The following is a 12271-nucleotide window of genomic DNA, read 5'->3' as shown; positions in this document are numbered from 1 at the left end:
TTTCTACAGGCCCTTCCTCCCCTGCCGCTAACGCGGTGGGAAGGGCCTCCTTTACCTGGAAACATGACTATGACTATGAATGTTATTGCTATCATGAACCACATGGGCGTCTATTTTAAAGAAGAGCCTATTCGTGAACTTCATCGCGCCCTGGAAGGCCTGAACTTCCAGATTGTCTACCCGAATGACCGTGAAGACCTGCTGAAGCTGATTGAAAATAACGCCCGCCTGTGCGGCGTGATCTTCGACTGGGATAAATACAATCTCGAACTGTGCGAAGAAATCAGCGCGATGAACGAGTACATGCCGGTATACGCTTTTGCTAATAGCTACTCCACTCTCGACGTGAGTCTGAACGATCTGCGCATGCAGGTTCGCTTCTTCGAGTATGCGCTTGGCGCCGCCGACGATATCGCCGCGAAAATCCGTCAGAACACCGATGAGTACATCGATACCATCATGCCGCCGCTGACCAAAGCGCTGTTCAAATACGTTCGCGAAGGCAAATACACCTTCTGTACGCCTGGTCATATGGGCGGTACCGCTTTCCAGAAAAGCCCGGTCGGCAGCATTTTCTACGACTTCTTTGGCCCGAACACCATGAAGTCCGATATCTCCATTTCCGTTTCCGAGCTGGGTTCACTGCTGGACCACTCCGGCCCACACAAAGAAGCGGAAGAGTATATTGCCCGCGTCTTTAATGCCGAACGCAGCTATATGGTCACCAACGGCACCTCCACGGCCAACAAAATCGTTGGTATGTACTCCGCGCCGGCGGGCAGCACCGTACTGATTGACCGTAACTGCCATAAATCGCTGACCCATCTAATGATGATGAGCGATATTACGCCAATCTACTTCCGTCCAACCCGTAACGCCTACGGCATTCTGGGCGGTATTCCGCAGAGCGAGTTCCAGCGCGCCACGATTGAAAAACGCGTAAAAGCCACGCCGAACGCCAGCTGGCCGGTGCATGCCGTTATCACCAACTCCACTTACGACGGTCTGCTCTACAACACCGATTTCATCAAGAAAACGCTGGACGTGAAGTCCATCCACTTCGACTCAGCCTGGGTGCCTTACACCAACTTCTCGCCGATTTATGAAGGGAAATGCGGGATGAGCGGCGGCCGTGTGGAAGGTAAAGTGATCTACGAAACGCAGTCTACGCACAAGCTGCTGGCAGCGTTCTCCCAGGCTTCCATGATTCATGTGAAAGGTGACGTGAACGAAGAAACCTTCAACGAAGCCTACATGATGCACACCACCACCTCTCCGCACTACGGTATCGTGGCCTCCACCGAAACCGCCGCGGCGATGATGAAAGGCAACGCCGGTAAGCGCCTGATTAACGGTTCTATCGAACGTGCGATTAAGTTCCGTAAAGAGATTAAGCGTCTGAAAGGCGAGTCTGAAGGCTGGTTCTTCGATGTCTGGCAGCCGGAACATATCGATGGCCCTGAATGCTGGCCGCTGCGCTCTGACAGCGCATGGCACGGCTTCAAAAATATCGATAACGAGCACATGTACCTCGACCCGATTAAAGTCACCATTTTGACACCGGGGATGAAGAAAGACGGCACCATGGACGAGTTCGGTATCCCGGCAAGTCTGGTCGCGAAATACCTCGACGAACGCGGCATCATCGTTGAGAAAACCGGTCCGTACAACCTTCTGTTCCTGTTCAGCATCGGTATCGATAAAACCAAAGCGCTGAGCCTGCTGCGTGCGCTGACCGAGTTTAAACGCGCGTTCGACCTGAACCTGCGCGTGAAAAACATCCTGCCAGCGCTGTACCGCGAAGCGCCGGAGTTTTATGAAAACATGCGTATCCAGGAGCTGGCGCAGAACATTCATAAACTGGTTGAGCATCACAACCTGCCGGACCTGATGTTCCGCGCGTTTGAAGTGCTGCCGGAAATGGAAATGACCCCATACGCCGCCTTCCAGAAAGAGCTGCACGGTGAAACCGAAGAGATCTATCTGGAAGAGATGGTGGGCCGCGTTAACGCCAACATGATCCTGCCGTATCCTCCGGGCGTACCGCTGGTGATGCCGGGTGAGAAAATCACCGAGCAGAGCCGTCCGGTGCTCGAGTTCCTGCAGATGCTGTGTGAAATCGGCGCACATTATCCGGGCTTCGAAACCGACATCCACGGCGCCTATCGCCAGGCTGACGGTCGCTATACCGTAAAAGTGCTGAAAGAAAACAACACGAAATAATAAAAGCAGTAAGGGAAGCGGCTTGCCGCTTCCCTTTTTTCACGCCGCAAGGAGTTCACATGAAAACACCCTCACAACCGCGCGCGATCTACTACATCGTGGCGATTCAAATCTGGGAATACTTCAGCTTTTACGGCATGCGTGCCCTCCTCATCCTTTATCTCACCCACCAGCTCGGCTTTAACGACAGCCACGCCATCAATCTTTTCAGCGCTTACGCCTCTTTGGTCTATGTAACCCCTATTCTGGGCGGCTGGCTCGCCGACCGCCTGCTCGGTAACCGAACGGCAGTGATTGCCGGTGCGATACTGATGACGCTCGGCCACGTGGTGCTCGGCATCGAGTCTGACGCAACCTGGAGTCTGTATCTGGCGCTGGCGATTATTATCTGCGGCTACGGCCTGTTTAAGTCCAATATCAGCTGTCTGCTCGGCGAGCTGTATGCGCCCGACGACCAGCGTCGCGACGGTGGTTTCTCGCTGCTGTACGCGGCGGGTAATATCGGCTCCATCGCCGCGCCCATCGCCTGCGGTCTGGCGGCGCAGTGGTACGGCTGGCACGTCGGTTTTGCACTGGCGGGCGTGGGCATGTTTGTTGGCCTGCTGGTCTTTTTAAGCGGTCACCGCCACTTCCGTCATACCCAAGGAGTGAACCGCCCGGCGCTGCGTGAGGTAAAGTTTGCCCTGCCAGCCTGGGGCTGGCTGCTGTTAATGCTGTGCCTTGCGCCTGTGTGCTTCACGCTGCTGCTGGAGAATGACGCGGCGGGTTATTTACTGGGCATCGTCTGCGCCGCCGCGGCGGTAATTGTCGCCCGCATCATGCTGCGCTTCCCGCAGCAGCGCCGCGCGCTGTGGCAAATCGTTTTGCTGATGCTAACCGGTACGCTGTTCTGGGTGCTGGCCCAGCAGGGTGGCAGCTCTATCAGCCTGTTTATCGATCGCTTCGTCAACCGCCGCTGGTTGAATATTGAGGTGCCTACCGCCCTCTTCCAGTCGGTTAACGCCATTGCGGTGATGTCCGCCGGTGTGGCATTGGCCTGGCTGGCTCGTCCGGAAGGCGGCATCAGTTCGACGCTGCGGGTATGGTTGAAGTTTGCCTTTGGTCTGGCATTGATGGCCGCAGGCTTTATGCTGCTGGCCCTGAACGCGCGTGGCGCACAGCTACACGGCCAGGCGTCGATGGGGATGATGATTGCCGGCCTGGCGATGATGGGCTTTGCTGAACTGTTTATCGACCCGGTGGCGATGGCGCAAATTACCCGCCTCAATCTGCCCGGCGTCACCGGCGTGTTGACCGGCATCTACATGTTAGCTACCGGCTCGGTAGCCAACTGGCTGGCAGGCGTAGTGGCGCAGAAAACGACCGAGTCGCAGATTAGCGAAACGGCTATCGACGCCTACGGGCATTTTTTCTCGCAAATGGGGGAATGGACGCTGGGCTGCGTGGCGCTAATCGTGGTGGCGGTTGCGTTGAAACGTCTGATGCGTTCGTCCAGCATACCTTTAGCACAGACCGACGAGTGATTAAGGCAGTAGGCCGGATAAGGCATTGATGCCGCCATCCGGCAAGCTGCGCAGGTTACGCCGGATGGCGCTGCGCTTATCCGGCCTACATCCCAGGATGAGCTTTGCGGATTAGATTGCCGCGTCATCCTCTTCACCGGTACGGATACGAATAACGCGCGCTACGTCAAAGACGAAGATTTTACCGTCGCCGATTTTGCCGGTTTGCGCGGTACGGATAATGGTATCGACGCAGGTATCAACAATATCGTCAGTCACCACGATTTCAATTTTCACCTTCGGCAGAAAGTCCACCATGTACTCCGCGCCGCGGTACAGTTCGGTGTGGCCCTTCTGGCGACCAAAGCCTTTCACTTCCGTTACCGTCATACCGGTGATGCCAACTTCCGCCAGCGCTTCACGTACGTCATCCAGTTTGAAGGGTTTAATAATCGCATCAATCTTTTTCATGGTGTTCCTGTCGTTTTTATCGCGTAACCGGTTGCTCACCGTATCATAAATCACTCGTATGTACGGTGCTACTCTTTAAAGTCGTTGGCATCCAGTTCATGACGCGACAGCAGCTTGTAAAATTCGGTACGGTTGCGGCCCGCCATTCTCGCGGCGTGAGTGACGTTGCCCTTGGTGATTTGCAGCAGCTTACGCAGGTAGTTGAGTTCAAACTGATTGCGCGCCTCAACGAAGGTCGGCAACGCCGTGTTTTCACCTTCCAGCGCCTGCTCCACCAGCGCATCGCTGATGACCGGCGAAGAGGTGAGCGCCACGCACTGCTCAATCACATTGACCAGCTGGCGCACGTTGCCCGGCCAATTGGCCGCCATCAACCGCTTCATGGCATCGGTGGAAAAGGCGCGGACAAACGGCTTATGCCGATCGGCCGCCTGGCGCAGCAGGTAGTTGGCCAGCAGCGGAATGTCCTCGGTACGCTCGGCAAGCGTCGGGAGCTTGAGATTGACCACGTTCAGGCGGTAGAACAGATCTTCGCGAAACTCGCCGCGCGCCATCGCCTTCGGCAGATCCCGGTGGGTCGCGGAGATAATCCGCACGTTAATGTCCAGATCGCGGTTGCTGCCTAACGGGCGGACTTTGCGCTCCTGCAGCACGCGCAGCAGCTTCACCTGCAGCGGTGCGGGCATGTCGCCAATTTCATCCAGAAACAGCGTGCCGCCTTCGGCCGCCTGGAACAGCCCTTCGCGGTTGCTGACCGCGCCGGTAAACGCCCCGCGCGCATGGCCGAACAGTTCAGACTCCAGCAGTTGCTCCGGTAGCGCGCCGCAGTTAATTGCCACGAACGGCTTGGCTCGGCGCGGGCTGGCGTTGTGAATCGCCTGCGCCAGAATCTCTTTCCCGGTACCGCTCTGGCCGTTAATCAGCACGCTCACGTCCGACTGCGCTACCATCTGTGCCTGCTCGAGCAGACGCAGCATCAGCGGGCTGCGGGTCACAATCGCTTCTCGCCATTGGTCATCGTTCGCCGGCGACGTGCGCTCCAGCGCTTCGTCGATGGCCTTATAGAGCGCGTCTTTATCTACCGGCTTGGTTAAGAAGCTGAACACCCCCTGCTGGGTGGCAGAGACCGCGTCCGGAATCGAACCGTGGGCGGTAAGGATGATCACCGGCATCCCCGGCTGCACTTTCTGAATTTCGCTGAACAGCTGCATGCCGTCCATTTCGTCCATGCGCAGATCGCTGATCACCAGGTCGATGCGCTCTTTTGCCAGCACGCGCAGCCCCTGCTGGCCGCTTTCTGCGGTATCCACCCGATAACCTTCGCTGGTCAGACGCATGCCCAGCAGCTTCAACAGGCCGGGATCGTCGTCGACCAACAGCAGGTGCGCGGGTTTACGGTTACTCATTTTTATCCTCATCAGATGCCGCTGGGTGCGAGATATCCGCCCCCGGCTTGCGGCTGGAGAGCTGACGCTCAATATCCGTCAGATTTTGCAGTTTACGGGTAGTGAGCTCCAGTTCGGCCTGAAGCTGCTGCTGCTGCTGACGCAGCGCATCGAGCTGGCCGTCGCTGGTTTCCTGCAGTTTGCTGTAGCGCAAACGCTCTTCAGAGAGCGACAGCTGTAGCGCCTGCCCATCTCGCCATACCTGGTAAAGCGGACGAATACGCGAAGGAATTTGCGAGCTTAACGCATCGATGTCGCCCACCAGCTGGCGGCGTTCTGCCGGGGTGATTTTCGCGTTTGCCAACAGGATGCCGCGCTTGAGCGCTCCCTGCCAGCGATCGGCAGCCTGCGCGCTGGCCTCGGCGCGCGCGCGCGTCGCCGACAGACGATCGGCGCAATCCATGCCGCGCAGCCAGTAAAGCGGGTTATTTTCAGCGATGTCGCCGTTTAGCGACCAGATATCATCGCAGTCGGTCGACTGGTAATCCGCCACCTGCTGGTGCGGCTCGCTGCCCTCGCCGCTGCCGCCGTTATGATGCGGCAGCAGCGTGGCGTTGCAGCCCGACAGCATCAGGCAGGCAACGCCAATCAGGCCGCTACGCCACCGGCGGAGCCGTCGACCGGTACGTGCTAATAGTTGGGGCATAGTCACTCGATATCGATTTATGTGGTTGTTTTTTCGAGCCCTGGTGCCGGAAGCTCAATGCGAAAACAGACGTTACCGTCACGGGAGTCGAGAAGATGCAGCTCGCCGTGCATTTTCCGCACCGAGTCGCGCGCCAGGCTTAATCCCAGGCCGCTTCCTTTCACCGCACCTTTGCGCTGATGGCTGCCCTGGAAGAAGGGCTCAAAAATCATTAATTTTTCTGCGTCCGGGATTGGCGTGCCCGTATTGATGACATCAATAGAGACACGCGAACCTTCCCGGCGGCTACGGAGATAAATGTTACCGGATTCAGTGCCATAGTGCACCGCATTCGAGTACAGATTATCCAGCGCATTCATTAATAGCGTGGGCTCTGCCAGGCAGCCTGCCGCCTGTAAATCGACCTGCGTGTGCATCATTTTAGCGCGTGCCGGCAGGCTGTGCGCGGAAACCACCATCTCCACCAGCGGCGCCAGCGCGACATACTCCATGCGAACGGCCGTCTCACTCAGCTTGCGGTTGTAGTCCAGCAGCTGTTCAATCAGCGTTTGCAGGTTGCGGCTGCTGCTATCCAGGATAGCGACCACCTCTTTTTGTTCGGCGCTGAGCGGCCCTACCACCTGGTCCGCCAGTAGCTCGGTGCCTTCACGCATGCTGGCCAGCGGTGTTTTCAGTTCGTGGGAAAGATGACGCAGAAACTGATGTCGCTGTGACTCCAGCCACGACAGGCGCTCGCTAAGCCAGATAATACGCTGGCCAACAGAACGCAGCTCACGTGGCCCACGGAACATCACCTCGCCGTCCAGCGACTGTCCCTCGCCCAGACGGTTGATCATACTCTCAATGCCCTTCACCGGGCCGATAATCATTCGGGTGAACAGCAGCACCATCGCCAGGCTCACCAGAAACAGCACCAGCGCCTGCCAGCCGAAGAACTGGCCGCGTTCAGCGATCGCCTGCTGTAGCTGCTGCCCACGGGAGAAAACCACGGTGCGGGTGGCCTGCACCAGCTCACCGTTGGCGCTGGAGAACGCTTCAAGTTTCGCCACCGCCTGCTTTTCCGGGCCGCTGTTGGTGCATTGTAGGGTTGTCAGATCGTGAAGATTTTGCCGTAGCCGCTGGTAGAGCGTGTCGTCGGGCAGCACGCCCGCGTGCGCCTCCAGCATGTCGCTATAGCGTTTACGCTGATTCTGATACACCTTCGCCAGCGTCGGATCGTCGAGCACGCAGTACTGGCGATAGCTGCGCTCCATATCCAGCGCCACGTTGGCCATCGCTTCGCTGCGGCGGGCATCAATCAGCGTCGTGCGGTTGGTTTGTTCGGCCTGCGCGCTGAGCATATTCAGGCTTTGCCAGGCCTGCCATGCCAGCACCAGCAGCGGCAGCAGAATCAGCAGGAAAGCGAGCGTCACCAGTTGGCGAAGCGAGCGTGGAGAAAGTGAGGGGCGTTTCAAAAGAGGTATCTCAGTGAATCAACTTACTGGAATGCTAACTGAGGATATCGACGAGGGAAAGGCCAGAAATAACAAAGCCGGGCATAAGCCCGGCTTTGTTATGGAATAAGGCGGTGCCTAACTCAACGTTTCGCCCGATGGTTGATAAAGCAGCGCTATTATCATTTGCTGGACGGCAGGCACCTTGTTGTGCGTCATTCTAAGTTTATGTAGCACGTCCCGAAGGGGCTGACATAAGAAGGTGAATGAGCCACTGGTTATTATTATGCACGATGCGTGCCACATTTCAAAACAATATATTAACATACTGATAAATATGAAAAATACACCAATCACCCTGGAAAGTTCACTGGGCGGGTTTTGGTAATACTGTCGCCAATTAACAACACTTAAAATCAATCACAAAAAAGTACATATAAATCATTGAATTAAATGTCTCCTTTTGGCGACATCATAACATCACCAATGTCGGGGTTTGCCGACACTCTTGATCGGGCGGAACGACGCACATTGCCGGATGGCGGCGTAAATGTCTTTATCCGGCCTGCAGATAAAAAAGCCCCTCACAAGGAGGGGCTTGATTCGTTAAACGTGAGTCTTAGCCGAGCTGCTTACGCGCATTGCGGAAAATACGCATCCACGGGCTGTCCTCGCCCCAGTTTTCCGGGTGCCAGGAGTTAGCTACGGTGCGGAACACGCGCTCCGGGTGCGGCATCATTATGGTCACGCGGCCGCTCTCGTTGGTGACCGACGTAATACCGTTCGGGGAACCGTTCGGGTTCGCCGGGTAGGCTTCGGTCACCTTGCCGAAATTGTCAACGAAGCGCAGCGCGACCAGACCTTTACTCTCAAGCTGAGCAAGGTGTGCACCATCGCGAACCTCCACGTGGCCTTCACCGTGAGAAACGGCGATCGGCATCCGTGAGCCTTCCATCCCGGCGAGCAGCAGTGACGGGCTGCTGGCCACTTCGACCAGGCTGAAGCGCGCTTCAAAACGGTCAGAATGGTTACGTACAAAGCGCGGCCACAGGTCGCTGCCCGGGATCAGTTCACGCAGGTTAGACATCATCTGACAGCCGTTACACACGCCCAACGCCAGCGTCTGAGGGCGATGGAAGAAAGTGGCGAACTCATCGCGCACGCGGTTGTTGAACAGAATGGATTTCGCCCAGCCCTCGCCCGCACCGAGCACGTCACCGTAGGAGAAACCGCCGCAGGCCACCAGCGCCTGGAAGTCAGCCAGACCTGTACGGCCGGCCAGCAGGTCGCTCATATGGACGTCAATGGCATCAAAGCCCGCACGGTGGAAGGCGGCCGCCATCTCCACGTGCGAGTTGACGCCCTGTTCACGCAGCACGGCCACTTTCGGGCGCGCACCGGTCGCAATGTAAGGCGCCGCCACGTCAGTTGCGATATCAAAGGTGAGCTTCACGTTGAGGCCCGGGTCGTTATCGTTCGCTTTCGCGTCGTGTTCCTGATCGGCACACTCTGGGTTATCGCGCAGACGCTGCATCTGCCAGGTGGTTTCAGCCCACCACATACGCAGCGTAGTGCGGCTTTCGCTGAATACCGGCTGACCGTTGGCAGTCAGGGTGAAGCGGTCACCTTCAACGGCTTTACCGAGGAAGTGTACACAGTCTGCCAGGCCGTTGGCCGCCAGAATCGCTTCTACCGCTTCACGGTCAGCGGCACGAACCTGAATCACCGCGCCCAGCTCTTCGTTGAACAGCGCCGCCAGACGATCGTCGCCAAGCGTTGCCACGTCAGCTTCCACGCCGCAATGACCGGCAAAGGCCATCTCCGCCAGCGTCACCAGCAGGCCGCCGTCGGAACGGTCGTGATAGGCCAGCAGCTTACGCTGCGCAACCAGCGCCTGAATCGCCTCGTAGAAGCCTTTCAGCTGCGCAACGTCGCGCACGTCGGCCGGTTTATCGCCCAGTTGACGGTAGACCTGCGCCAGCGCGGTCGCACCCAGCGCGTTATGGCCCTTACCAAGGTCAATCAGCAGCAGGGCGTTATCTTCGGTGACCAGCTGCGGCGTGATGGTGTGACGCACGTCTTCCACGCGGGCAAAGGCGGAAATGACCAGCGACAGCGGCGAGGTCATTTCGCGCTGCTCGTTGCCTTCCTGCCAGCGGGTTTTCATCGACATGGAGTCTTTGCCCACCGGAATAGTCAGACCCAACTGCGGACACATCTCTTCGCCGATCGCTTTCACCGCTTCGTACAGCCCCGCGTCTTCGCCAGGGTGACCTGCCGCCGACATCCAGTTTGCCGAGAGTTTAATGTGTTTGATGTTGCCAATCTGGGTCGCGGCGATGTTAGTCAGCGCTTCGCCTACCGCCAGACGGGCGGAAGCCGCGAAGTCCAGCAGCGCAACGGGCGCACGCTCACCGATAGACATCGCTTCGCCGTAGTAGCTGTCGAGGCTGGCGGTGGTCACCGCGCAGTTGGCTACCGGGATCTGCCACGGGCCGACCATCTGGTCGCGCGCAACCATGCCGGTGACGGTACGGTCACCGATGGTCACGAGGAAAGTTTTCTCCGCCACGGTTGGCAGGTGCAGCACGCGGTTCACCGCATCGGCAATCGTAATGTGTTCACGGGCAAGCGCTTCGCCTTTCGCTTTCAGCGTCTGCACATCGCGAGTCATCTTCGGCGTTTTGCCGAGCAGAACGTCGAGCGGCATGTCGATTGGCTGATTGTCGAAGTGGCTGTCGCTGAGCGTCAGGTGCTTCTCTTCGGTGGCTTCACCGATGACCGCGTACGGCGCGCGTTCACGCTTACACAGCTCATCGAACAGCGGAAGCTGGTCAGCGGCTACCGCCAGCACGTAGCGTTCCTGGGATTCATTACACCAGATTTCCAGTGGGCTCATGCCCGGCTCATCGCTCAGGATGTCGCGCAGCTGGAATTTCCCGCCGCGTCCACCGTCGCTCACCAGTTCCGGCATGGCGTTAGACAGGCCGCCTGCGCCCACGTCGTGAATAAACAGAATCGGGTTGGCATCGCCCAGCTGCCAGCAGCGGTCGATCACTTCCTGACAGCGGCGTTCCATTTCCGGGTTGTCGCGCTGTACGGACGCGAAGTCGAGGTCGGCGTCAGACTGGCCGGAAGCCATTGAAGAGGCCGCACCGCCGCCAAGGCCGATATTCATCGCCGGGCCACCGAGCACGATCAGCTTCGCACCTACCACGATCTCGCCTTTCTGGACGTGATCGGCGCGGATGTTGCCGATCCCGCCCGCCAGCATGATCGGCTTGTGATAACCACGCAGCTCTTCGCCGTTGTGGCTGTTCACTTTTTCTTCGTAGGTACGGAAGTAACCGGTCAGCGCCGGACGACCGAATTCGTTGTTGAACGCTGCGCCGCCCAGCGGGCCGTCGGTCATGATATCCAGCGCGGTCACGATACGGTCCGGTTTGCCGAAATCTTCCTCCCACGGCTGTTCAAAGCCAGGGATACGCAGGTTAGAAACGGAGAACCCCACCAGCCCCGCTTTTGGCTTCGCGCCGCGGCCGGTAGCGCCTTCATCGCGAATTTCCCCGCCGGAGCCGGTTGCCGCGCCCGGCCATGGAGAGATAGCCGTCGGGTGGTTATGGGTTTCTACCTTCATCAGGATGTGCGCGGGCTCCTGATGGAAATCGTAGCGTCCGGTTTTGTGGTCGGCAAAGTAGCGGCCGACTTCAGAGCCTTCCATCACCGCGGCGTTGTCTTTATAGGCAGACAGCACGTGATCCGGCGTGGTTTCAAAGGTGTTTTTGATCATCTTAAACAGCGACTTCGGCTGCTGTTTACCGTCGATAATCCAATCGGCGTTAAAAATCTTGTGACGACAGTGCTCGGAGTTCGCCTGGGCGAACATGTACAGCTCGATGTCGTTCGGGTTGCGACCCAACTTGGTGAACGCATCCTGCAGGTAGTCAATTTCGTCGTCCGCCAGCGCCAGGCCAAGACGAATGTTGGCATCAATCAGCGCCTGACGGCCCTGCCCCAGCAGATCCACGCTGGCAACCGGTGCAGGCTGGTGATGAGCAAACAGTTTTTCGGCATCCTGCAGCGAGTCAAATACGCTCTCCATCATGCGATCGTGCAGTTCTGCCGCCACCGCGCCGAGTTGCTCAGCGGTCAGACTCGCGGCATCAACATAGTAGGCGACGCCGCGTTCCAGCCGCAGCACCTGATTCAGGCCGCAGTTATGTGCGATGTCGGTAGCTTTGGAAGACCAGGGAGAGATAGTGCCAGGGCGGGGAGTGACGAGCAGCAGTTTACCGGTAGGGGTATGGCTGTTCAGGCTTGGGCCATACTGCAACAATCGCTCAAGTCGGGCCCGCTCATCTTCGGTCAGCGGCGCGTCCAGGTCGGCAAAATGGACATACTCGGCGTATATATTGCTTACCGGGAGGTTGGCTGCCTGAAACCGCGTCAGCAGTTTGTTAATACGAAATGCAGACAGTGCAGGCGAACCACGCAGAATTTCCATCATAAGTCTCTCGTCTTCTCAGCTTTCAGTGTGCGCAATGGGGGAGA

At 57.9% G+C, this 12271-nt stretch carries 7 protein-coding genes; 2 read left to right on the top strand and 5 right to left on the bottom strand.

What is annotated here, in order from left to right:
• The first annotated feature begins 75 nt into the window (after window positions 1-75).
• A complete protein-coding gene (gene cadA / locus H7R56_RS06530; protein WP_106924434.1) occupies window positions 76-2223 on the top strand; it encodes a lysine decarboxylase CadA in 2148 nt (715 codons plus the stop codon).
• A 59-nt stretch (window positions 2224-2282) separates the two neighbouring features.
• A complete protein-coding gene (gene dtpD / locus H7R56_RS06525) occupies window positions 2283-3746 on the top strand; it encodes a dipeptide permease DtpD (protein ID WP_106924067.1) in 1464 nt (487 codons plus the stop codon).
• A gap of 111 nt (window positions 3747-3857) precedes the next feature.
• Here the strand turns inward: dtpD and glnB are convergent, their stop codons facing one another.
• The 5 genes from glnB to purL form a co-directional block, all read right to left on the bottom strand.
• Window positions 3858-4196, bottom strand: a complete 339-nt coding sequence (glnB, locus tag H7R56_RS06520; protein WP_002914032.1) for a nitrogen regulatory protein P-II — start codon at window positions 4194-4196, stop codon at window positions 3858-3860.
• 68 nt (window positions 4197-4264) lie between these two features.
• Window positions 4265-5602: a two-component system response regulator GlrR gene (glrR, locus tag H7R56_RS06515; RefSeq protein ID WP_106924066.1), complete on the bottom strand. Its 1338-nt coding sequence runs from the start codon at window positions 5600-5602 to the stop codon at window positions 4265-4267.
• Window positions 5595-6287, bottom strand: a complete 693-nt coding sequence (gene qseG / locus H7R56_RS06510; RefSeq protein ID WP_106924065.1) for a two-component system QseEF-associated lipoprotein QseG — start codon at window positions 6285-6287, stop codon at window positions 5595-5597. Before qseG ends, glrR begins: the two co-directional genes overlap by 8 nt.
• 17 nt (window positions 6288-6304) lie before the next feature.
• Window positions 6305-7741 carry a two component system sensor histidine kinase QseE/GlrK gene (gene qseE / locus H7R56_RS06505; protein WP_106924064.1) on the bottom strand — a complete coding sequence of 479 codons (1437 nt, stop codon included), beginning with the start codon at window positions 7739-7741 and terminating at the stop codon, window positions 6305-6307.
• A 598-nt stretch (window positions 7742-8339) separates the two neighbouring features.
• Window positions 8340-12227: a phosphoribosylformylglycinamidine synthase gene (gene purL / locus H7R56_RS06500; protein WP_106924063.1), complete on the bottom strand. Its 3888-nt coding sequence runs from the start codon at window positions 12225-12227 to the stop codon at window positions 8340-8342.
• Window positions 12228-12271: the final 44 nt, after the last annotated feature.

Source organism: Klebsiella sp. WP3-W18-ESBL-02, from assembly GCF_014168815.1.
GTDB classification, from domain to species: Bacteria; Pseudomonadota; Gammaproteobacteria; order Enterobacterales; family Enterobacteriaceae; genus Kluyvera; species Kluyvera ascorbata_B.
This window is presented reverse-complemented; position numbering and strand designations above follow the sequence as displayed.

Excerpts from the sequence above, each read along its gene's own strand:
- qseG (WP_106924065.1), bottom strand. The coding sequence starts at position 6,287 with ATGCCCCAACTATTAGCACGTACCGGTCGACGGCTCCGCCGGTGGCGT.
- dtpD (WP_106924067.1), top strand. The coding sequence starts at position 2,283 with ATGAAAACACCCTCACAACCGCGCGCGATCTACTACATCGTGGCGATT.
- glrR (WP_106924066.1), bottom strand. The coding sequence starts at position 5,602 with ATGAGTAACCGTAAACCCGCGCACCTGCTGTTGGTCGACGACGATCCC.
- glnB (WP_002914032.1), bottom strand. The coding sequence starts at position 4,196 with ATGAAAAAGATTGATGCGATTATTAAACCCTTCAAACTGGATGACGTA.
- purL (WP_106924063.1), bottom strand. The coding sequence starts at position 12,227 with ATGATGGAAATTCTGCGTGGTTCGCCTGCACTGTCTGCATTTCGTATT.
- cadA (WP_106924434.1), top strand. The coding sequence starts at position 76 with ATGAATGTTATTGCTATCATGAACCACATGGGCGTCTATTTTAAAGAA.